We start from the raw sequence: 22,417 nt of genomic DNA, 5'->3' as shown, positions 1-22,417 counted from the left end.
AGCGGTGATCGTGGCTGATCCGCAGGATTTGTACACATGGGACCCGAAGGGTCTCGCCGTCGTCGACATGGCGCTCGCGCAGGAGTCGGCCGGCCTGGTCATGCTGTACCACTTCGACGGCTACATCGACGCGGGCGAGACCGGCGAGCAGATCGTCGACCATCTGCTGGCCACCCTGCCGCATCAGCTGGTGGCCGCCTTCGACCACGACCGGCTGGTCGACTACCGGGCCCGCCGTCCCCTGCTGACGTTCCGGCGCGACCGCTGGACCGCCTACGAGGTCCCGGCCATCGAGGTCCGGCTCGTCCAGGACGCCACCGGGGCGCCGTTCCTGCTGCTCTCCGGCCCCGAGCCGGATGTGGAGTGGGAGCTGTTCGCGGCCGCCGTCGCCCAGATCGTGGAGCGCCTCGGAGTCCGGCTCTCGGTCAACTTCCACGGCATCCCCATGGGCGTTCCGCACACCCGCCCGGTCGGGCTGACCCCCCACGGCAACCGTACGGACCTCACCCCCGGCCACCAGAGCCCCTTCGACGAGGCCCAGGTCCCCGGCAGCGCGGAAGCCCTCGTCGAGTACCGGCTGATGAAGGGCGGCAAGGACGTCCTCGGCGTCGCCGCCCATGTACCGCACTACGTGGCCCGGTCCGCCTATCCCGACGCCGCACTGACCGCCCTGGAGGCGATCACCGCCGCCACCGGGCTGGTCCTGCCGGGAGTCGCGCACGCCCTGCGCACCGCCGCCCACCGCACCCAGAACGAGATCGAGCGCCAGATCCGCGAGGGCGACGAGGAGCTGACGGCTCTCGTCCAGGGGCTCGAGCACCAGTACGACGCGGTGGCCGGGGCCGAGAGCCGCGGCAATCTGGTCGCCGAACCGGTCGATCTGCCGTCCGCCGACGAGATCGGGCTGGAGTTCGAGCGGTTCCTGGCGGAGCGGGAGGGCGAGTCCTGAGCCGCTGCGGCGGCCGTGAGGCGGGCCCGCTCCCTCCCGTATCCGATTCCCTCCCGGACACGACCCCGTCCGTACGGCCGCGACCGGCGGGCACCCGCGCCCGCGGACGGATGACCTAAGCTGCTGCCCATGCTGTCTGTGGGCCTGACCGGCGGAATCGGCGCCGGCAAGAGCGAAGTCGCCCGGCTGCTGGAGTCGTACGGCGCCGTGCGCATCGACGCCGACCTGATCGCCCGGGAGGTCGTGGCGCCGGGCACCGAAGGGCTCGCCGCCGTCGTCGCGGAGTTCGGCGACGACATGCTCCGGCCCGACGGCACCCTGGACCGCCCCCGGCTCGGTGCGATCGTCTTCGGCGACGCCGGGAAGCTCGCCGCGCTCAACGCCGTCGTGCACCCCCTGGTGGCGGCCCGCTCCGCCGAACTGGCCGCAGCGGCCCCCGCGGACGCCGTCGTCGTCCACGAGGTACCCCTGCTCGCCGAGAACGGACTCGCGTCCCGGTACGACCTCGTCGTCGTGGTCGACGCCGCCCCCGCGACCCGCCTCGACCGCCTCGTACGGCACCGGGGCATGACCGAGTCCGACGCCCGGGCCCGGATGGCCGCCCAGGCCACCCCCGAGGAACGGCGCGCGGTCGCCGATCTGATCGTCGACAACGACGGTCCGCGCGAGGAACTCGAACCCCGGGTCCGCGAACTGTGGGCGGAACTGAACCGCCGGGCCGCCGCCATGTCCGGCTGACCGCCCCGCACACCATCCGTCAAAGGCCCGTCAGTGACCCGTCAGAGGCCCGTCAAACCGCGTGGCACGGCGCGGGCCGCGGAGTACGCCGGGCGCTAGCATCGGCGCGATGCCGACCGTCTTCGCCGCGTTCACCGCCCTCGGCGGGCTGATTGCCGTCCTCGCGGGCGGGTACGGGCTGCACCGGACCCGCCGGATCCGGGGTACGGGACGCACGGCCACCGCCCTGGTGAAGCCCCCGCCGCCCGGCGCCGAACGGCACCTGCTGGAGTACGAGACCGGCGACGGGCGGATCGTCGAGATCCCGTCACCGGTACCGCTGCCCACCGTGCCCGCCGGAGGCACCGTGACGATCTCCTACGACCCCGGCGACCCGCGCGAGGTCGTCGTCCGCGGCCGGGAACGCACCGGACTGGACGCCTCCTTCGTCCTCGCCGGACTGCTCCTCGTGATCGCCGCGGCCGTGCTGACGGCCGCCCTGCCGCGGTCCGGCGGCTGAGCACCGGCAGCTGAGCACCGGCCGGTCCGCGCCTCCCGGAATAGCTCCGGCACGGCCGGTGTTGCAAACGTGCGGCCGAGGGGAAGGATTCGACCGTGCCCACAAGTGATCCGCACACGCATGTCATCGACTACCGCGCGGCCGAGCAGCTGCTCGCCGCGAGGGACCCCCGCGGTGCCGTGAAACTGCTGGATTCCGTCATCGCGGCCCACCCCGAGAACACGGCCGCCCGCCTGCTGCGCGCCAGAGCCTTCTTCGCCGCCGCCCAACTGCGCCCGGCCGAACTCGAATTCGAGCTGGTGCTGGAGCGCGAACCCGACAACGCCTTCGCCCACTTCGCCCTGGCCCGTACCTTCCAGCGGTCCGGCCGCCCGCAACAGGCGAAACGACACTTCAGACTGGCCGCCGCACTCGACCCCAGGCCCGAGTACCTGGAGGCGGCCCGCTTCGACGAGAACCGGAAGGACGAGAACCGGACGGCGGACGGTGGCGGCCCGGACCCCGGGACCCCCGGAAGCTGAGCCGCGCCGCCCGCCCGCGGCCTCACGGGCCGCCCGGCCCACTGTGCCCCGGCCCACCGTGCCCCGGACGGTGCTCCTCCCGCACCGGCTCGTACGGCGGTATGTCCCGGCCGGGCTGGAAATGCGGGCCCTGCCGGATATGCCGGACCACGACGACCAGATCGACCACGACGATCAGCAGCAGCACCCCGCAGAAGGCCGCCCACTTGGGGTGCCCGGTCAGCAGAAAGCCGGCCAGGCCGCCACCGGCCCAGACCAGACCCCAGATGCTCAGCCAGAACCGCATCCGCAGCGGACTGCGTGCGGTCACCGGCTCACTGCCGGTACGCATCGCCTCTCCTTCTCCCCTCCAGCATGCACCCGGGCGCGCTCCGTACCGCCGTACGGCGGGCCGGACCGCGGCACGCTTCCCCGGGCCCCTCGCCCCGGCCTTCCCGCGGGCATACCGTGGAGGGAACGGGCGTACCGGAAGGGGGTGCCCCGATGGTCGAGGAGCTGGTGCTCGGCGTGCTGGCCGCCGCCTCCGGGATAGCGGTCTACACATCGGCCGCGGCCAGGGTGATCAAACAGTTCGAACGGGGCGTCGTCTTCCGGCTCGGACGGCTGCACGGCGGGGTCCGGGGACCCGGATTCACCATGATCGTTCCGCTGGTCGACCGGCTGCACAAGGTCAATATGCAGATCGTGACCATGCCCGTGCCGGCCCAGGAGGGCATCACCCGGGACAATGTCACGGTCCGCGTCGACGCCGTTGTCTACTTCAAGGTCGTCGAGGCCACGGACGCCCTCATCGAGGTGGAGGACTACCGCTTCGCCGTCTCCCAGATGGCCCAGACCTCCCTCCGTTCGATCATCGGCAAGAGCGATCTCGACGATCTGCTCTCCAACCGGGAGAAGCTCAACCAGGGCCTGGAACTGATGATCGACAGCCCGGCCATGGGCTGGGGCGTCCAGATCGACCGGGTGGAGATCAAAGACGTCTCCCTGCCCGAGGCGATGAAACGCTCCATGGCGCGGCAGGCCGAGGCCGACCGGGAACGGCGGGCCCGGGTGATCAACGCCGACGCCGAACTCCAGGCGTCCAGGAAGCTGGCCGAGGCCGCCGGAGCGATGTCGGCGGAACCGGCCGCGCTCCAGTTGCGGCTGCTCCAGACCGTCGTCGCCGTCGCGGCCGAGAAGAATTCCACCCTGGTCCTGCCGTTCCCCGTCGAACTGCTGCGCTTCCTGGAGCGGGCCGCGCAGCCGGCGGACCATCCGGCACCACCCGCCGCCCCGGGGCCCGGGCCGGACCCGGCGGCACCGGCCGTCGGACCGTCCGCACCGCCGCCGTCGGCGCTGCCGGGGACCGGGCCGCCGGTCCCGCCGGAGCACGCGGTCACGCCCCCGCCCGCCGAACCACCGCACCCGGATCTCCCCGGGGCCCCGGAACCGCCACCGCCGAAGCTGCCCCCGGCCGCCTGACCCCCGTGCCGCCCGAATCGCGTCGCGCCCGTACCTCGTGCGACCCGTACCCGGTGCCACCCGCACCTCGTACCGCCCGGCGCCGTGGCCGTACTGCCGCCCCCGCCGCTCCCCGGCCGCCGCCGCTTGAGCCCGCCGGGCCCGCCGCCGCTCAGGGGAGCGGCAGCGGGCCCCGCGGAGGTACGGGGGCGGGCCGCCCGTACGAGGGGCGGGAGCCGGGAGGGCGGCCCGCTGTCAGACCCCACCCGTATCGTCGGAGACGACAGCATCCGGGAGTACGGCGACCAGGGCAGGAGGTGACCGATGACATCCGCGACCGCGTCCAGACCAGCCGTACCGGCACCGCCGCCCCCGACTGCGGTGCCGTCTCCCGCCTGGGCCGCCGTCTTCCTGCCCGGCGCCCTGCCGCGTGAGGGCCGGATCGCGTTCTGGGCGCCCGAAGGGGATCCTCCGCCGGGCACCGCCGACACCCTCACGGTCGCCGTGCCCGTCCCCGGCGACCCCGCGGCACCGGTGGCCCGGAGCCGTACCGTCCCCGCGCTGCTGCTGCCCGTCGCCGACGCCCTGCCGGCCCTGGTCCGGGCCCGGGGGCTCGCCGCCGCCCACCCGGCCGCCGCCTGCTGGGGCGCCGCCGCGCTGCACGCCCTGCACCTCGTGGCGCGCGGCAGACTGCTGCCGGGGCTGACCGCCGGCGACCACGACGTCTGGCGCGCCGGCCCGCTCGACGCCGCCGACATCGCCCAGCTGAGGGCGATCGCCGCCGCCATGCCCTGCGAGGCGTACGCGTCGGTCGTGCCGGGCCCCGGGCCCCTCGCGCTGCCCGACCCCGAGGCCCTGGTGCGGGCCTTCTTCGACGCCGTCGCCGACACCCTGCCCAGGACCCCCGCCGCGGCCCATGCGGCGGGCGGCCCGTTCGCCGCCCGCGCGGCTCACCATCTGCCCCGCGCCCGCGCCTGGGCGGAGCGGACGGCCGAGGGCATGGACGCGGGCGTACGGGTCTCCCTCCGTCTCGACCTCTCCGCCTTCCGGCTCTTCGACACGGCCGACCAGGCAGATAGGGACGTCCTGGGCGATACGGCCGCCGTCGCCGACGGGCCGGGCACGGAGGGCGCGGGCGTTGCGGTCAACGGCACCGGCGATACGGCTTACGGCACCGGCGGTCGGCGGGCCGGTCAGGATCTCCGCCGGGCGGGCGCCGCCGTGGTGCAGGTCCACAGCCTCGGCGACCCGACACTCCTCACCGACGCCGCCCGCCTCTGGGCGGGCGAAGCCGGCCCGGGCTTCGGTCCCCGGGCCCGGATCGACACGCTCCTCGCGCTGCGGCAGGCGGCCCGCGCCTGGCCCCCGCTCGCTGCCCTGCTCGACCGGGACGTGCCCGACGTCCTCGCGCTGACCGAGGAGGAGCTGTACGACCTGCTGGGCCCCGGGGCGGCCCGGCTGGAGGCGGCAGGGGTGGCCGTCCACTGGCCCCGCGAGCTGGCCCGAGGACTGACGGCGACGGCCGTGGTCAGACCCGCGCCCGGCTCCGCGACCGACGGGACGCCCTTCTTCGACAGCGCCGAACTGCTCCGCTTCGACTGGCGGCTCGCCCTGGGCGACGACCCGCTGACCGAACGCGAGATGGACGAACTGGCCGCCTCCCACCGGCCCATCGTGCGGCTGCGCGACCAGTGGGTCGTCGTCGACCCCGCCCTGGTCCGCAAGGCCCGCGCCCGCGAACTGGGGCTGATGCGCCCCGCGGAGGCGCTGAGTGCCGCGCTCACCGGCACCGCCGAGGTCGGCGGCGAAACCGTCGAGGCGGTCCCGGGCGGTGCCCTCGCCGCCCTCCGCGACCGGATCGTCGCCGGACCCGAGCCCGTGCCCCAGCCCCCGGCCCTCGCCGCCGCGCTCCGCGACTACCAGCTCCGCGGCCTGGCCTGGCTGGACCGGATGACCTCGCTGGGCCTCGGGGGCTGTCTCGCCGACGATATGGGACTGGGCAAGACGATCACCCTGATCGCCCTCCACCTGCACCGGGCCCGGCCCGAGCCGACCCTGGTCGTCTGCCCCGCCTCCCTCCTCGGCAACTGGCAGCGCGAGATCGAACGGTTCGCCCCCGGCACCCCGGTCCACCGCTACCACGGTGCGGGCCGGACCCTGCCCGAAGCGCCAGGCGGCTTCGTCCTCACCACGTACGGCACCATGCGCAGCAGCGCGGAGCGGCTCGCCGGACAGCCCTGGGGCCTGATCGTCGCCGACGAGGCCCAGCACATCAAGAACCCGTACTCCGCCACCGCCAGGGCCCTGCGGCGGATCCCCGCACCCGCCCGGGTCGCCCTCACCGGCACCCCCGTCGAGAACAACCTCTCCGAGCTGTGGGCCCTGCTGGACTGGACCACCCCCGGACTGCTGGGCCCCCTCAAGGCGTTCCGGGCCCGGCACGCGCGCCCCGTCGAGCTGGGCGAGGAGGACGGCGCCGCCGAACGGCTCGCCCGGCTCGTCCGGCCCTTCCTGCTGCGCCGCCGGAAGACCGACCCCGGCATCGTCCCCGAGCTGCCGCCGAAGACCGAGTCCGACCATGTCGTCGCCCTCACCCGGGAACAGACCTCGCTGTACGAGGCGGTGGTGCGGGAGGCGATGGCGGTCATCGGCACCGCCGAGGGCATCGCCCGCCGCGGCCTGGTGATGAAGCTCCTCACCGACCTCAAACAGATCTGCAACCACCCCGCGCAGTATCTGAAGGAGTACGGCGGCGCGAGCCCCTCCCGGGCGGCGGGCCGGGCGGCTGGCCCGGTCCGGCTCACGGGCCGGTCCGGGAAGCTCGCCCTCCTCGACGAACTGCTGGACACGATCGTCGCCGAGGACGGCTCGGTCCTCGTCTTCACCCAGTACGTGACCATGGCCCGGCTGCTGATGGACCATCTCGCGGCCCGTGGCGTCCCCGCGCAACTGCTCCACGGCGGCACGCCCGTCGCCGAACGCGAACGCATGGTCGACCGGTTCCAGGAGGGCGAGGTCCCCGTCTTCGTCCTCTCCCTCAAGGCGGCGGGCACCGGGCTCAACCTCACCCGCGCGGGCCATGTCGTCCACTTCGACCGCTGGTGGAACCCGGCCGTGGAGGAACAGGCCACCGACCGCGCCTACCGCATCGGCCAGACCCGCCCCGTGCAGGTCCACCGGCTGGTCACGGAAGGGACCGTCGAGGACCGCATCGCGTCGATGCTCACCGCCAAGCGGGCCCTCGCCGACGCCGTCCTCGGCTCCGGCGAGACCGCCCTCACCGAACTGACCGACCGTGAGATCGCCGACCTGGTATCCCTGCGGAGGAGAACGTGACCCCGCCGACCACCGGTCCCCGGCAGGCCGCGCTCCGCTCCCGGGCCGGGCGCACCCCGCCGTCCGCCGACGACCGCAGACGCACCTACCCCGCCGCCGAACTCCTGCCCGACGGGAACGCCGCGCGGAGCTGGTGGGGCGAAGCCTGGGTGCGGGCGCTGGAGGAGAGCGCGCTGGACACCGCGCGGCTGGCCCGCGGCCGGGCGTACGCGAACCGCGGCCTGGTCGACGCGATCACCGTCACCCCCGGCCGGATCACCGCCTATGTCCACGGCAGCCGGCCCCGCCCGTACCGCACCCGGGTCGGGCTGCGGACCCTGGCCGACAGCGAGTGGGAGGACTTCCTCGATACGGCCGCCGCCCGGCCCGGACACCTCGCCGCCCTCCTCGACCGGGACGTGCCCCGGGCGCTCGCGGCCGTCGTCGACCTGCTGCCGGGATCGGGTGATCTGATCCCCGACTGCTCCTGCCCGGACGACGGCTTCCCCTGCAAACACGCCGCCGCCCTCTGCTACCGGACCGCCGCGCTGCTGGACCGGGACCCGTTCGCGCTCTTCCTCCTGCGGGGCAGGGGGGAGCGGGAGATCCTGGCGGATCTGGCTCTGCGCCATGCCCGCGGCTCGGCCGCCGGACGCCCTGCCTCCGCGGGCGGGGCGCCGGTCCCGGAGCCCCTGCCGACCGTCCCCGCCGAAGCCGCGCACTCCCGCCGCCCGGGTGTGCTGCCTCCGCCGTTCCCCGCGCCGCCGCTGCCGGGGCGACCGCCCGTCTGCCCGGAGCTGCCCGGCGCCCCCGACCCGCTCGGCCTCGACCTGCTGGCGACCGAAGCGGTCCACCGGGCCCATTCCCTGCTGACCACCGGCACCGACCCGGTCGCCGGGCTCACGGAGTGGCAGGACACGGTCCGGCTGGCCGCGGCCCACCCCGGCGCGGGCCTGACCGCCTCCAGCCGGACCCTCTACCGCGATCTGGCCGCGGCCACCGGGCGCACCCCCGGCGCACTCGCCCGGGCCGTGGCCGCCTGGCGCCAGGGCGGACGGGCCGCCCTCGCCGTGCTGGAGGACCCCTGGGACCCGCCTGCGGGCCCCTTCGACCGGGCCGGGCCCGCCCTCGTGGCCGCCGGGTTCCCCGGCTTCCGGCCCCGGCGCAACAGCCTGTCGGCCGCCGCCGCGCAACTGCGCCTCGGCCGGGACGGGCTGTGGTACGGGTACGAATCGGACCCCGGGCGCGAGGAGTGGTGGCCGCGCGGCGGCCCGGACGCCGATCCGGTGGCGGTGGCCACCGCGCTCCTCGGCCGCTGATCCCGGCCCGGGAGGACGGTCTCCCAGGGGCCCCTCAGAGGGACTCGGCCCAGGACCGGAGGCGGGCGAAGTCCGCCTTCCGCAGCCCCCGCTGGGGCGGTATCCGCAGCAACAGCGCCGGGGCGTCGTGGTGTTCGGCGACATGGGCGGCGTCCAGCTCGGTGAGCATGTCGTCGACCCACGCGAACGGCCGCCCGGCCGCCCACTCCAGCAGCGGACGCGTCTTCCAGCACAGCCCGCCCGGGTCGGCGGCCGCGGGTACCGGCCACTCCACCACCCGCAGATCGCCTGCCAGACCGATCCGCGGCGAGATCAGGGTGTTGGCGTCCTGAGCCCAGGCGGTCGCCCACACCGGCTCGTACGGCAGCCCGGCCAGCCGGGCACCGTGCGAGGGGTTCAGCCGGACCCGCAGCCCCCGCCGGTGCCGGGAGGAGCCGGGTGTCTGGCGCGCCAGCCATACGGCGGGCCGCAGCCGGTGGCTGGTGTAACCGCGCAGCCGGGGAAAGCGGGCCGCGAAGGGATTCAGGGGGCCGTCGACGTCGAGGAGCAGCAGCGGGCGGTCCGTCATGACGGAGAACTCTCCCACTCTCCGCGGGTCATGGCCCACACGGCCCCGCCCGGGGCCGCTGCCTGGGGAGGGCGAACACGTTGGCGAGTAGTCGCCAAGGGGCTCGACGGCCGCCGTGGACGATGATGAACTGATGGAGAGGTTCGAACCGATCACCTGGGAGCGGCTGACCGAAGCCGTCACCGACCGGGCCCTGGCGGCCGGGTCCTTGACCGGCCCGGCGGAGGCCGGTGGCCCCTGGGTGCGGATCGGTATCGACGGGGCCCCCGCCGCGGGAGGCGGGGAGTTCGCCGTCCGGATCGCGGAAGCGCTGCGGCTGAGCGGGCGGCGCGGACTGGTGGTCGGGACGGGCGGTTTTCTGCGCCCCGCGTCCCTGCGGTACGAGTTCGGGCGGGACGACCCCGATGTGTACTACACGGACTGGTTCGACACGGGCGCCTTGTGGCGGGAGGTCTTCGGGCCCCTGGAGACCGGCGGCACCGGCCGGGTGCTGCCCGATCTCCGGGATCCGGCGACCGACCGGGCGACCCGCAGCCCCCGGATGGAACTGCCGCGCGGCGGAGTGCTCCTGCTGCACGGCCCGTTCCTGCTGGGCCAGGGGTTCCCGTTCGACCTGACCGTCCATCTGAGGCTGTCGCAGGCCGCGCTGCGACGGCGTACGGAGCGGTCCGAGCAGTGGACGCTGCCCGCGTTCCGACGATACGAGGAGGAGGTGAGGCCGGAGGAGACGGCCGACATCACGGTACGGGCGGACGATCCCCGCCACCCGGCCCGGGGCGCCCCGGGCTGACGGGGCCGGGCCGCCGGACTGCCCCGGGGGTGGTGACCGGAAAGCGCGCCGGTGACCGCTGCCGGAGTGGGCCGGCGCCACGGCCGCCGGGCTCCCGCGGAGCGCCCGGTGATGACCGGTGGTGTCGGGCCTGCGGGAGCGGCCGGGCCGTCCGGGTCCTCCGAAGCCGTAGGGCGGTGCCGTTTCCGGGCCGCCGTCCGGATCCTTCGAAGCCGTACGGCGGTGCCGTTTCCAGGCCGTCCGCGGGCCGTTCACGGGCCCGTGCCCGGGCCCGTCGGAGCTTTTCCGGACACCAGGGGCCTCCGGGATCGCCTGGGCCTCCGGGATCGCCCGGGCGTCCGGGTGCGCTCCGTACGGCCGAGGCGGGCCGGAAGGTCCGGTCCCCGGAGCTCCGGGGGCTTCCGGCGTCCCTATGCCGGGCGGCCGCCCGGCAGGGCCACCGCCGCCGCGCCCGCACGGCAGCCCTCGGCCGCCGCCGTCACGGGGTCGGCGCCCGACAGGCGGGCGGCGAGGAAGGTGCCGGTGAAGGCATCGCCCGCGCCGGTGGAGTCGATGGCCTCCGCGGCCGGAGAAGGGACCCGGGCCATGACCGCACCGCCCTCGGCCACCACCGCACCGGCTGCGCCGAGAGTTGCCACGACCAGCGGGAAACGGCGGCTCAGCGCCGCGGCGGCCGCCGCCGCGTCGGGGACGCCGCTCAGCAGCCGGGCCTCGTCGGCATTGGGCACGAGGAGGTCGGTGCCGTCGAGCGCGGAGAGGAAGGAGTCGACGCCCCGGCGGGCGATGAACCCCGCCGACGCCGGGTCCACGCTCACCGTGACCCCCCTGGCACGGGCCGACTCCCGGGCCGCTTCGACGAGCCGGGCGCCCGGGCCCGGGAAGAGGAGGTAGCCGGAGAGATGGAGATGGCCGACCCCGTCCAGCAGCGACGGCGACCAGTCGTCCGGGCCGAGGCGGTGGGCCGCGCCCCCGTCGGTCAGAAAGGTCCGCTCGGCCCCGGCTCCCGCGTCGACGAGGACGACGACGGTCGCCGTCGGTACGGCGCCGTCCGGGACCAGCAGCGGACGGACCCCGGCCGCCCGCAGCCGCTCCGTGTGCCAGGCGGCGTCGGCCCGCCCCACCCGGCCCAGCAGCCGTACCTCCGGGGCCGTACCCGCAGGCCCCCGGTAACGGGCCGCCCAGCACGCCGTGTTCGCCCCCGAGCCCCCCGGCAGAATCCGGATCCGCGCCGTGGTGTCCGTCCCGGGGGAGAGCGGATCGGTATGCCGGGCGACGACGTCCGTGACGATGTCACCGACCACCAGCAGCCCCCTCGGCCCGCCGGACCCGACCCCGGACCCGGCCCCGGATTCTGCCTCTGCCTCTGGCCCGGGCCGGAGCCGGGGGTCCGCCCCGGCCTCTTGCGGAGTCCGCCCGCCGCCCGGCCCGGCCCCGGCGGAACGCACCCCGGTACCGGCCGGACTGCCGCCCGTGGCCGCCGCCACGGCCGTACTCCGGTCCCGGTCCGGGTCCCGGCCCTGTTCCGGGATCGGGGCCGGGGCCGGGTACAGAGGCAGGGGCGGGGGCCTTCGGCGGTCCGGGCCGCCGGGCGTCACAGCGCCGCCGCGATCCGGGCGGCCAGCCGGACATTGCCGCGTACGGCAGCCACATTGGCCTCCAGCGAGGCGCCCGCGGTGTGCCGGGTGAGGAAGTCCAGCAGAAAGGGGGTGACGGCCTGGCCCGTGATGCCGTGCTCGGTGCAGGCGTCCAGGGCCTCCTCCAGCACCCGGTCGTGGAGCGCCGGGTCGAGCTGCTCCGACTCCGGCACCGGATTGGCGACGATCAGGGCCGACGGGGCGCCGCCCAGCTCCTCCCGGGCCCGGATCACCGCGGCCGCCTCTTCCGGGGAGCGCACCGTCCAGTCGACGGGTTCGCCGGAGGACGTCAGATAGAAGCCGGGGAAGCGGTCCGTCCGGTAGCCGACGACCGCCACCCCGAGGGTCTCCAGCCGCTGGAGGGTGGCCGGAACGTCCAGCACGGACTTCACCCCCGCACAGACCACGGCGATCCCCGTCCCGGCCAGTTGCGGCAGATCGGCGGATTCGTCCTGGGAGTGCGTCCAGTCGCGGTGCACTCCACCCAGGCCGCCCGTGGCGAAGACCCGGATTCCGGCCCGGGCGGCGAGGAAGGCCGTCGCCGATACGGTCGTCGCCCCGTCCGCGCCCGCCGCCAGCGCGGGCGCCAGATCCCGGCGGCCCAGCTTGCGCACCCCGTCCCCGTCGGCGATCCGGGCCAGCTCGGTGCCGTCGAGCCCGATCCGCGCCCGGCCCGCGAGGACCGCGATCGTCGCCGGGACGGCACCCTGCGACCGTACGATCTCCTCCAGCTCGGCCGCGACGGCCAGATTCCGCGGCCGGGGCAGACCGTGCGCGATGATCGTGGACTCCAGCGCGACGACCGGCCGCCCGGCGCCGAGCGCGTCGCGGACTTCCTCGGAAACCTCCATGAGCACCATGTCCCCATCCCTGGCACCGGGAGGCCGCGGGCAAACCCGCCGCGGCCTCGGCCCGGCGCGGGACCTCCGGGTCAGCTCCGCGAACGGCGGACGGTCAGTACGGCCAGCGGGATCAGCAGCAGTGCCCCGACGAGGTTCAGCCGGCCGTAGCCGAGCTGCGAGACGATCAGCCCCGACAGGGCACCGCCGACGCCCGCCGCCGTGTTCATGGCCAGATCGGAGAGCCCCTGGACGGCGGCCCGCGAGGCGTGCGGAACCGAGTCCGTGAGCAGCGCCGAACCGGCGACCACCCCCGCCGACCAGCCGAGTCCCAGGACGAACAGCCCCGCGGCGACCCGGGAGTGGCTCGACCCGGCGGTACCGGCGAGCAGCGCGGCCAGCGCCAGCAGACCGACGGCGAGCCCGATCACCGCCGGCCGGCCGAACCGGTCCGCCAGCCAGCCCATCACCGGGGAGAACGCGTACATCCCCGCGATATGCACGCTGATCACCAGGCCGATCAGTTCGATCTCGGCCCCGTGGTGTTTGAGAGCGACCGGAGTCATCGACATGATCGAAACCATGACGGTGTGCGATACGGCGATCGCCACCAGCGCGAGCAGGGCCGCCGGGGACTCCCGTACCGCGCGTACCGCGGACCGCAGCGAGCCCGCCGCACGGTCGGCGGGCTCCGGGGCGAGCGCCCGCGCCGTCAGCAGCGGATCGGGTCGCAGCATGGCCTGGAGGACGACCGCCGCCACCAGGAAGACCCCGGCGGCCCAGAGGAACGGGCCGGCCTCGGCCGGAATACCGAGCCCGGAGACACTGCTGCCCGCGGGGGCCGCGATGTTCGGGCCGAGTACGGCGCCGATGGTCGTCGCCCACACCACCATCGAGATGGCCCGGCCGCGGCGTTCCGGCGGCGCCAGGTCGGCGGCGGCGAACCGGGCCTGGAGATTGGCCGAACTGGCCGCGCCGAACGCCGCCAGCCCCAGCAGTACGAAGGGGAAACTGCCGGCGGCGGCCGCCACGACCACCACGACCGCGCCGACGGCGCCGACGACATAGGCCAGGACCAGTCCGGCGCGCCGTCCGCGCGCCGTCATGAGGGCCGCCAGCGGCACCGACATCAGGGCCGTGCCCACCACGGACGCCGTGGACGCCAGGCCCGACAGCGCGTCCGTGCCGCTGACCTCCTGTGCCAGCACCGCGGCCAGCGCGACACCGGTCGCGATGCCCAGACCGCCGAGGATCTGGCTGATGACCAGAGCCGTGGTGACCCGCCGCCGCAGGGCGGGGAGTTCCGCGTCGGTGACCACCCCCGCCGGCCGTCCCGCCGCCGGACCGCCCGCCACCCCGCCCGGCGTCCCGGTCCCCACGCCGGTTCCCGCCCCGGCGGCCGTCTCCGCGGCCGCCGGGCCGGGCGGCGGTACGGGCGGCGGTACGGTGCCGGACGCGCCGCCGTCCGGGCCGGTGGCGGACCCCGCGACGGTCCCGGATATCCCGGCGGTCTCGGCCGTTTTGGCTGTCTTGGAAGGGTCAGGGCTTCGGCTCACCGACGCAGTCTGCCATTGGACTTCCCGTCAAGGAACCGTCGGTACGCCTCTCACCTGGACGTTCTTCCGGTCGCCCACCGCACCCGCCGCCCGGCGGCCCCGCTCAGAACAGCGGCTCCGGCAGCACCCCCTCCAGTGCCAGCAGCCGTCGCTTCGCCTCCAGCCCGCCGCCGAAGCCGCCCAGCCCGCCGTCCGTCTCCACCACCCGGTGACAGGCCACCACCACCGGCAGCGGATTGGACCCCATGGCCGCGCCCACCGCCTGCGCCGCGTCGGGCCGGCCCACCCGGGCCGCCAGCTCGCCGTAACCCACGACCGTGCCGTACGGGACGCCCTCGTCCAGCTTCCGCAGGACCTCCCGGTTGAACCCGCCCGACAGCGACCAGTCCAGCGGCAGCGAGAACTCCGTCAGCCCGCCCGCGAAGTAGGCCGCGAACTGGCGTATCGGCTCGGCCAGCCGGCCCGGGGCCGCCGGACCGACCTCGACGGGGGTCGCCTCCAGCCGCCCGGCCAGCTTCCGCACCGCCGCGTCCCGGACCCGCCCGTCGGCGTGGAACACGACATTGACCAGCCCGCGGTCGGTCGCGGCCAGCAGCAGCGGCCCGACCGCCGAGTCCACGACGGCCCATTCGAAGGTCTTCATACCGCCACGGTACGACCGGGCACCGACAGTGCCCCGGAACCGCCGGGCGCCCCTACCCGGAGGCACCGGCTCCGATAAACCGGACCCTCCTGTTCACCGGCGGCACCCGGCGTCATACGCTCAGCACCCGGACAGACGTTCCGCCTGGGGATCACGGGATCGCACCAGGTGAGCGGGCGCTGCTGGGAGCAAGGACGCAGGACATGCAGGGAACCATCGACGGATTCAGCTACGGGATCATCACCCCCCTGGCCGCCTATCTGATGGCCTGCCTCGGTGGTGCCCTCGGGCTGCGCTGCACGACGCGTTCGGTCCGCAACAGCCACTCCTTCAAGGCCGGCTGGCTGGCCCTGGGCTCGGCGGCGATCGGCTCCGGCATCTGGACCATGCACTTCATCGCCATGATCGGCTTCTCCGTCGAGGAGACGTCGATCACCTACGACCCGCAGATCACCTTCGCCAGCCTCGGGGTGGCGATCGTGATGACCGGCATCGGGATCTTCATCGTGGGGCACCGGGGGGCCGGTCCGATGGCTCTGATCACCGGGGGCACCATCACCGGTCTCGGCGTCGCGTCCATGCACTACCTCGGCATGGCCGGAATGCGGTTCGGGGGGACCGTCTCGTACGACACCGTCACGGTCGCCCTCTCCGTCGTCATCGCCGTCGTGGCGGCCACGGCCGCCCTCTGGGCCGCCGTGTCCATCCACGGCTTCCTGGCCAGCCTCGGCGCCAGCCTGGTCATGGGGATCGCGGTCACCGGCATGCACTACACGGGCATGGCGGCCGTCAGCGTGCATCTGCACGGCTCGGGCGCAACGGTCCGGGCGGGCGAGTCGGCCGCCTCCCTGCTGCTTCCGCTGATGATCGGCCCGCTGGTCTTCCTGATCCTGGCCGGGGTCGTGGTGATGTTCGACCCGCTGCTGGTGATGGGCGAGCCGGAGGAGCGGACCCGGCCCCGCCGGTCCGCCGCCGTCCCCGGGCCCCCCGGCGCCGCCCCGCGCCGGACCACCGGTGTCGGCGCCGCCGACGCGACCGGTTCCTGGGGCCCGGGGGCCGGTGACGGCACCCCGCACCGCGATGCGCGGTCGCCCTACTACGACGGCTGGTGACCCGGGACCACGGCGGCCGGTAACCCGGGCCGTCCCGCCGCCGCGGGCGTCCGGGACCCGATTGTCGGTGGCGGGTCGTACGGTGGATGCCATGCGGCCCGTTTCCGATATCGAACGTACGGCGGCGCCTTTCGAGGTCGTCAGCCCCTTCCGGCCCAGCGGCGACCAGCCCACGGCCATCGCAGACCTGGAGCGGCGCATCCGCGCCGGGGAGAGGGACGTCGTCCTCCTCGGCGCCACCGGCACCGGCAAGTCGGCCACCACGGCCTGGATGATCGAGAAGCTCCAGCGCCCCACCCTGGTCATGGCGCCGAACAAGACCCTGGCCGCCCAGCTGGCGAACGAGTTCCGGGAGCTGCTCCCGAACAACGCCGTGGAGTACTTCGTCTCGTACTACGACTACTACCAGCCCGAGGCGTACGTCCCGCAGTCCGACACCTATATCGAGAAGGACTCCTCGATCAACGAGGAGGTCGAGCGGCTGCGGCACTCCGCGACCAACTCCCTGCTCACCCGGCGCGACGTGGTCGTGGTCGCCTCCGTCTCGTGCATCTACGGCCTCGGCACCCCGCAGGAGTACGTGGACCGCATGGTCCAGCTCAGGGTGGGCGAGGAGACCGACCGCGACGCGCTGCTGCGGCGCTTCGTCGACATCCAGTACACGCGCAACGACACGGCGTTCACCCGGGGCACCTTCCGGGTCCGCGGCGACACCATCGAGATCTTCCCGGTCTACGAGGAGCTGGCCGTCCGGATCGAGATGTTCGGCGACGAGATCGAGGCCCTCTCCACCCTCCACCCCCTCACCGGCGAGATCATCGGCGACCACGCGTCGCTCCACGTCTTCCCCGCCAGCCACTACGTGGCCGGGCCCGAGCGGCTGGAGAAGGCGGTCACCGGGATCGAGGCCGAACTGGAGCAGCGGCTCGCGGAGCTGGACAAGCAGGGCAAGCTCCTGGAGTCCCAGCGGCTGCGGATGCGGACGACCTACGACATCGAGATGATGCGCCAGATCGGCTCCTGCTCCGGTATCGAGAACTACTCGATGCACTTCGACGGCCGGGAGCCCGGCTCGCCCCCCAACACCCTCCTCGACTACTTCCCCGAGGACTTCCTGCTGGTCATCGACGAGTCCCATGTGACCGTCCCGCAGATCGGCGCGATGTACGAGGGCGACGCCTCCCGTAAGCGCACCCTGGTCGAGCACGGCTTCCGGCTGCCGTCCGCGCTGGACAACCGCCCGCTGAAGTGGGAGGAGTTCACCGAGCGCATCGGTCAGACGGTCTATCTGTCGGCCACTCCCGGCGCCTACGAGCTGGCCCGCGGCGACGGTTTCGTGGAACAGATCATCCGCCCCACCGGTCTGATCGACCCCGAGGTCGTCGTCAAGCCCACCGAGGGCCAGATCGACGATCTGGTCCACGAGATCCGGCTGCGCACCGAGCGCGACGAGCGGGTCCTCGTCACCACCCTCACCAAGAAGATGGCCGAGGACCTCACGGACTACTTCCTGGAGATGGGCATCCAGGTCCGCTATCTCCACAGCGACGTCGACACCCTGCGCCGGGTGGAGCTGCTGCGCGAGCTGCGGGCCGGCGAGTACGACGTGCTCGTCGGCATCAACCTGCTGCGGGAGGGCCTGGACCTGCCCGAGGTGTCCCTGGTGGCCATCCTCGACGCCGACAAGGAGGGCTTCCTCCGCTCGGGCACCTCGCTCATCCAGACCATCGGCCGCGCCGCCCGTAACGTCTCGGGGCAGGTCCATATGTACGCGGACAAGATCACCGCGGCGATGGAGAAGGCCATCGAGGAGACCAACCGCCGCCGCGAGAAGCAGATCGCGTACAACACCGAGAAGGGCATCGACCCCCAGCCGCTCCGCAAGAAGATCAACGACATCGTCGCCACCATTGCGCGCGAGGAGATCGACACGGAGGAGCTGCTGGGCTCCGGCTACCGCAAGGGCAAGGACGGCAAGGGGGCCAAGGCTCCGGTGCCCGCGCTGCGGACCGCCCCGGGCGGGGACGGCGCCGGGGGCCGGAAGCGGAAGTCCGCCGGGGCGGACGCCCCGCTCACCGACCGCCCCGCGGCCGAGCTCTCCGCGATCATCGAGGAGATGACCGCCCGGATGCGTGCCGCGGCCGCCGACCTCCAGTTCGAGGTGGCCGCCCGGCTGCGCGACGAGGTCGGGGAGCTGAAGAAGGAGCTGCGTCAGATGAAGGAAGCGGGGCTGGCGTGAGCCCCGCGGACCATGTGTGTTGCAAGACCGACACAATAATCGGCCAATCGTGCCGCACCGTTCGCGAGACTGCGTAGGGTGCGGGGCAGCCGCTCACCGGAGCGGCGGCACTTCAGCGAGAAGGGGACAGCGCGTGACGGTCAATATGACCAAGGGTCAGGCCATCAGCCTGCAGAAGAGCGACGGGGGCACCCTCACGGCTGTGCGGATGGGACTGGGCTGGCAGGCGGCGGCCCGCCGCGGTCTGTTCGGCTCGCGGACCAAGGAGATCGACCTGGACGCCTCGGCGGTGCTGTTCGCCGAGAAGCAGCCGGTGGACGTGGTCTTCTTCCGTCACCTCGTCAGCGACGACGGATCGGTCCGGCACACCGGTGACAACCTGGTCGGCGGGGCCGGCTCGGGCGGCGACGACGAGGCCGTCCTCGTCGACCTGGCGCGGGTGCCGGTCCATATCGACCAGATCGTCTTCACGGTCAACTCCTTCACCGGCCAGACGTTCCAGGAGGTGAAGAACGCCTTCTGCCGGATCGTCGACGAGACCAACGGCGAGGAGCTGGCCCGTTACACGCTGGACGGCGGCGGCAACTACACCGCGCAGATCATGGCGAAGGTCCACCGGGTCGGCACCGGCTGGAAGATGACGGCCCTCGGCAACCCCGCCAACGGCCGGACGTTCCAGGACCTGATGCCCTCGATCCTGCCGCACCTCTGACCGCACGGCACCTCCGGAGGCCCTGGACACGGCACCCGTGAGGACGCGTCCGCCCCGCACCGGGCGGCGGACGTACGACGGATGAACACAGCTCCCGGCGGCAGCAGGCCGCCGGGAGCTGTACCGCTTGCCACTCGCGGGCACCGCACGGCACCGCCGCCGCTCCGCGCACCACCCGCGGTACCCGCCCGACGACAGCAGAACCGAGGGGACGAGGCGATGACGGCCGAGCTGGTCCGTGGGCAGAACCATCCGCTGCCCGAGACCCTCCTGGAGGTGCGGGTGTCCGCCGGCCATCCGCTGGTGGCCTGCGCCGCCGGAGCCGGCGAGGACGGAGCCGTACGTGAGGACTGGCTCGCGCGCCCCGGCGCCCCGGCCGTGCCCGGCGTGGAGGTCCCCGCTGAGGTGACGGGGGCACCGCGGTTCGGGATCGACCTCGGGGCCGTCCAGGACGCCGTGCACCGGGTGCATCTGCTGCTCGCCCTCCCCGAGGACACCGGAGGACCGGCCCATTTCGGGGCCACCGCCGCCCCCTTTCTGGCCGTGATCAGCTCGGACGGCGCCGAGATCGCCAGCTTCACCATCACCGGCCTGAGCGCCGAGACCGCGGTGGTCGCCCTGGAGCTGTACCGCAGACAGGGGGCCTGGAAGGTCCGCGCCGTCGGCCAGGGGTACGAGGGCGGCCTCGCCCGGCTGCTCGCCGACCACGGGCTGGACCGCGCCCGGGAGATCGCCGCCGGGATCCGGACCGCGGTCGCCCCCGCGTCGCCCCGGACCGAGCCCGCCCGGCTTCGTACCCCCTCGGCGGCGGACGGCGCCCGGCCGCCCGCCGCACCCGGCACCGGCACCCCGTACTCCGGGAGCGCCCGGCCCGGCCCCACCCCGGCGGCGGGGATCCCCGCGCCCGGGCCCGTCCCCTCGCCCGGAGTCCCCTCGCCCGGAGTCCCCTCGGCGGCCCCGGGCCGTCCGGACCGCGGCGAGGAGCCGGCGGACGCCCCGGTTCCGCCCCCGGCCGTCCCCGGCGGCCGGATCGACTACGCGCACCCCCGCCGCCGCCCCGCGGCGCCCGTGCCGCCGACCGTCTCCGGCACCGCTCCGGCCGCGGCGGGAGCGGCCCCGGGGGAGCCCGCCCGCCCGGTGGCCGGCGATGCCACCGGCTGGTCCATGGAGGAGAAGCTCTACAACCAGATCTGGGGCATGTTCGAGGATCTGGCCCGGACCGTCGCCTCCTACCGCAACTCCGTGGAGTTCGCCGAGTCCCGGCTGGACCAGGAGCTGGACCGGGCGCTCTCCGACCCCCGCAGCCGGATCGGCGGCGCCGGTGACGCCGCCCGGGCCGCGGCCCGGGCCAAATGCGAGCAGCTGACCGCCCTGGCCCGGCAGTCCCTCGACCGCGACCTGGCCCAGCTGGCCGCCGAGTCCGATGTGGTGGAGCCCGCGCTGCCGCCGGCCTACGCCCGCTGGGACAACCCCGTCTGGCACGCCTACCGGGTACCCATGGAGTCCCCGATGGCGGTCCGGCTGGGCGATCTCCAGCTCCCGGAATCCCCGGAGCTGCGGATCCCCTTCCTGATCCGGCTGCCCCTGGAACGCGGCCTCTGGGTGGACAGCGGCCGGTCCGGCTCCGAGGCCGCGCTGATGGTGGACGAGGCCCGGATGCGCCGGCTGGCCATGGACTGCGCGGTCTCGCACGCCGCCCGGCTGCTCGCCGTCCACCCGGCGGGCGACTACACGGTCCAGGTGATCGACCCGGCCGGGACCGGTGCCGCCTCGCTGGAGCCGCTGGTCCGGTCCGGGGTGCTCGCCGCGCCCCCGGCGACCGGCGCCCAGGGTGTGGCCGGCACCCTGGCCCGGCTCACCCAGCGGGTGGACCTGGTCACCATGGCAATGCGCGGCGGAGCCCCCGACGCGCTGCCGCCGGATCTCGACACCTCCGAGCAACTGCTGATCGTCAACGACTTCCCGCACGGCTTCGACGACCGCGCCGTCACCCAGCTGCGCTACCTCGCCGACGAGGGCCCCCAGGTCGGGGTCCATCTGCTGATGGTGGCCGACCGTGAGGACGCCAGTGCGTACGGTCCCGTCCTCGATCCGCTGTGGCGCTCGTTGCTGCGGATCACCCCGGTACCTGACGACCATCTGGCGGATCCCTGGGTACGGCATTCCTGGACGTACCAGCCACCGCTGGTGCCCCAGGGCAGCGAAGTGCTCCGCCACGTACTGGACCAGATCACCGCGGCCCGTCGTTCATGGGGCCGCTGACCAGCGGATTTTGGTATCACTTTACCAAGTGCTTTACCACTGCTTGGGTACTCCTGTACGCTCGCTCTGAAGCGGAGGGGAGTACTCCCTAATGCGGCGTGCCCGTCAGTACGGACCCTCAGGTCCCGGGGCGCCGGCCCGGGCCGTCTGGAACTCGGGTGGAGGAGACCTCCGGCAGCGACGACGCTGATCAGTAGCCGTACGACGCCGGAGGCGCAGTGGACATCTCATTTTCCGTGTGGTTGTTGACCATTCTCGGTCTCTCCGCACTGATCGCCGTCGACTTCTTCATCGGGCGCAAGCCCCATGACGTGTCGATCAAGGAAGCCGGAATCTGGACGATCGTCTGGATTGCGCTGGCGGTGCTCTTCGGCATCGGCCTCGCCGTCTGGGGTACCGGCCAGGCATCCGGAGAGTTCTTCGCCGGATTCATCACTGAGAAGTCGCTGAGCGTCGACAATCTCTTCGTCTTCGTCCTGATCATGGCGAAGTTCTCGGTGCCCTCGCACCTCCAGCAGCGGGTGCTGCTGATCGGTGTGCTGATCGCCCTGGTCCTGCGCGCCATCTTCATCGCCGCCGGTGCCGCGATCATCTCCAACTTCTCCTGGGTCTTCTACATCTTCGGCGCCTTCCTGATCTACACCGCCTGGAAGCTCGTCCAGGAGGCGCGGGCCGGCGAGGAAGAGGACGACTGGGAGGAGAACAAGCTCCTCAAGGCCGCCGAGAAGCGCTTCGGCGTCGCCGACCGCTACCACGGCACCAAGCTGTTCATCCAGAAGAACGGCAAGCGCATCATGACCCCGCTGATGGTGGTCATGCTCGCCATCGGCACCACGGACATCCTGTTCGCCCTGGACTCGATCCCCGCGATCTTCGGCCTGACCCAGGACCCGTACATCGTCTTCACCGCCAACGCGTTCGCCCTGATGGGTCTGCGCCAGCTGTACTTCCTGATCGGCGGACTGCTGAAGAAGCTGGTCCACCTCAGTTACGGCCTGTCGGTGATCCTCGGCTTCATCGGTGTGAAGCTGGTGCTGCACGCACTCCACGAGAGCGGCGTCTCCGTCCCGGAGATCTCCATCCCGTTCTCGCTCTCCGTCATCGGCGGTGTGCTGGTCATCACCACCATCACCAGCCTGATCGCCTCCAAGAAGCAGGCGAAGCTGGAGGCCGAGGAAGCGGCCGCGGCCGGTTCCGAGTCCGGGACCGACGGCGACGGCTCCCCGAAGGACAGCGTCGACGCCTGACGCCCCCCCCGCGGGGGACAGCGCGACCGAAGGG

General features: G+C 73.8%; 19 protein-coding genes. 13 read left to right on the top strand and 6 right to left on the bottom strand.

Annotated elements, in window-relative coordinates:
* Positions 1-10 precede the first annotated feature (10 nt).
* The 4 genes from ACWDR0_RS01285 (at position 11) to ACWDR0_RS01270 (ending at position 2,707) form a co-directional block, all read left to right on the top strand.
* Positions 11-949, top strand: coding sequence for a PAC2 family protein (locus ACWDR0_RS01285; RefSeq protein ID WP_456349509.1), 939 nt, complete (start codon positions 11-13; stop codon positions 947-949).
* A 129-nt stretch (positions 950-1,078) separates the two neighbouring features.
* Positions 1,079-1,687, top strand: coding sequence for a dephospho-CoA kinase (gene coaE / locus ACWDR0_RS01280; protein WP_456349508.1), 609 nt, complete (start codon positions 1,079-1,081; stop codon positions 1,685-1,687).
* 109 nt (positions 1,688-1,796) lie between these two features.
* A complete protein-coding gene (locus tag ACWDR0_RS01275; protein ID WP_456349507.1) occupies positions 1,797-2,186 on the top strand; it encodes a hypothetical protein in 390 nt (129 codons plus the stop codon).
* 95 nt (positions 2,187-2,281) lie between these two features.
* On the top strand, positions 2,282-2,707 hold the full coding sequence (locus ACWDR0_RS01270) for a tetratricopeptide repeat protein (protein ID WP_456349506.1): 426 nt from the start codon (positions 2,282-2,284) through the stop codon (positions 2,705-2,707).
* A 22-nt stretch (positions 2,708-2,729) separates the two neighbouring features.
* On the opposite strand, the gene ACWDR0_RS01265 is transcribed toward ACWDR0_RS01270, so the two are convergent.
* Positions 2,730-3,038, bottom strand: coding sequence for a DUF6343 family protein (locus ACWDR0_RS01265; protein ID WP_456349505.1), 309 nt, complete (start codon positions 3,036-3,038; stop codon positions 2,730-2,732).
* Positions 3,039-3,190: 152 nt separating this feature from the next.
* On the opposite strand from ACWDR0_RS01265, the gene ACWDR0_RS01260 reads away from it, so the two are divergent.
* The 3 genes from ACWDR0_RS01260 (at position 3,191) to ACWDR0_RS01250 (ending at position 8,781) form a co-directional block, all read left to right on the top strand.
* The gene (locus ACWDR0_RS01260; protein ID WP_456349504.1) at positions 3,191-4,168 is read left to right on the top strand and encodes a slipin family protein; all 978 of its coding nucleotides are present in this window, start codon (positions 3,191-3,193) and stop codon (positions 4,166-4,168) included.
* A gap of 303 nt (positions 4,169-4,471) precedes the next feature.
* The gene (locus ACWDR0_RS01255) at positions 4,472-7,483 is read left to right on the top strand and encodes an SNF2-related protein (RefSeq protein WP_456349503.1); all 3,012 of its coding nucleotides are present in this window, start codon (positions 4,472-4,474) and stop codon (positions 7,481-7,483) included.
* On the top strand, positions 7,480-8,781 hold the full coding sequence (locus ACWDR0_RS01250; protein ID WP_456349502.1) for an SWIM zinc finger family protein: 1,302 nt from the start codon (positions 7,480-7,482) through the stop codon (positions 8,779-8,781). Before ACWDR0_RS01255 ends, ACWDR0_RS01250 begins: the two co-directional genes overlap by 4 nt.
* 34 nt (positions 8,782-8,815) lie before the next feature.
* Here the strand turns inward: ACWDR0_RS01250 and ACWDR0_RS01245 are convergent, their stop codons facing one another.
* Positions 8,816-9,349, bottom strand: coding sequence for a hypothetical protein (locus ACWDR0_RS01245; protein ID WP_456349501.1), 534 nt, complete (start codon positions 9,347-9,349; stop codon positions 8,816-8,818).
* 133 nt (positions 9,350-9,482) lie between these two features.
* Between ACWDR0_RS01245 and ACWDR0_RS01240 the strand changes: the two genes are divergently transcribed.
* Positions 9,483-10,139 carry a uridine kinase gene (locus tag ACWDR0_RS01240; RefSeq protein WP_456349500.1) on the top strand — a complete coding sequence of 219 codons (657 nt, stop codon included), beginning with the start codon at positions 9,483-9,485 and terminating at the stop codon, positions 10,137-10,139.
* A gap of 410 nt (positions 10,140-10,549) precedes the next feature.
* Here ACWDR0_RS01240 and ACWDR0_RS01235 read toward each other — a convergent pair whose 3' ends face one another.
* From ACWDR0_RS01235 to ACWDR0_RS01220, 4 genes are all read right to left on the bottom strand, one after another.
* Positions 10,550-11,440, bottom strand: a complete 891-nt coding sequence (locus ACWDR0_RS01235; protein WP_456349499.1) for a carbohydrate kinase family protein — start codon at positions 11,438-11,440, stop codon at positions 10,550-10,552.
* Between the two features lie 290 nt (positions 11,441-11,730).
* Positions 11,731-12,633 (bottom strand): pseudouridine-5'-phosphate glycosidase, encoded by a 903-nt coding sequence (locus ACWDR0_RS01230; protein ID WP_456349498.1) that lies wholly within the window; start codon positions 12,631-12,633, stop codon positions 11,731-11,733.
* A 71-nt stretch (positions 12,634-12,704) separates the two neighbouring features.
* Positions 12,705-13,931 carry an MFS transporter gene (locus tag ACWDR0_RS01225; RefSeq protein ID WP_456349658.1) on the bottom strand — a complete coding sequence of 409 codons (1,227 nt, stop codon included), beginning with the start codon at positions 13,929-13,931 and terminating at the stop codon, positions 12,705-12,707.
* 340 nt (positions 13,932-14,271) lie between these two features.
* Complete coding sequence (locus tag ACWDR0_RS01220) at positions 14,272-14,811, bottom strand: methylated-DNA--[protein]-cysteine S-methyltransferase (protein ID WP_456349497.1); 540 nt, start codon at positions 14,809-14,811, stop codon at positions 14,272-14,274.
* A gap of 203 nt (positions 14,812-15,014) precedes the next feature.
* Between ACWDR0_RS01220 and ACWDR0_RS01215 the strand changes: the two genes are divergently transcribed.
* The 5 genes from ACWDR0_RS01215 to ACWDR0_RS01195 all read left to right on the top strand — a co-directional run bounded on the left by ACWDR0_RS01215 (position 15,015) and on the right by ACWDR0_RS01195 (position 22,383).
* Positions 15,015-15,923: an MHYT domain-containing protein gene (locus ACWDR0_RS01215; RefSeq protein WP_456349496.1), complete on the top strand. Its 909-nt coding sequence runs from the start codon at positions 15,015-15,017 to the stop codon at positions 15,921-15,923.
* A 91-nt stretch (positions 15,924-16,014) separates the two neighbouring features.
* Positions 16,015-18,162, top strand: a complete 2,148-nt coding sequence (gene uvrB, locus ACWDR0_RS01210) for an excinuclease ABC subunit UvrB (RefSeq protein ID WP_456349495.1) — start codon at positions 16,015-16,017, stop codon at positions 18,160-18,162.
* Between the two features lie 133 nt (positions 18,163-18,295).
* On the top strand, positions 18,296-18,874 hold the full coding sequence (locus ACWDR0_RS01205) for a TerD family protein (protein WP_456349494.1): 579 nt from the start codon (positions 18,296-18,298) through the stop codon (positions 18,872-18,874).
* A gap of 219 nt (positions 18,875-19,093) precedes the next feature.
* Complete coding sequence (locus ACWDR0_RS01200) at positions 19,094-21,136, top strand: TerD family protein (RefSeq protein ID WP_456349493.1); 2,043 nt, start codon at positions 19,094-19,096, stop codon at positions 21,134-21,136.
* A gap of 218 nt (positions 21,137-21,354) precedes the next feature.
* A complete protein-coding gene (locus tag ACWDR0_RS01195; protein WP_456349492.1) occupies positions 21,355-22,383 on the top strand; it encodes a TerC family protein in 1,029 nt (342 codons plus the stop codon).
* The last annotated feature ends 34 nt before the right edge of the window (positions 22,384-22,417 follow it).

This window comes from Streptomyces sp. NPDC003691 (genome assembly GCF_053981115.1).
This window is presented reverse-complemented; position numbering and strand designations above follow the sequence as displayed.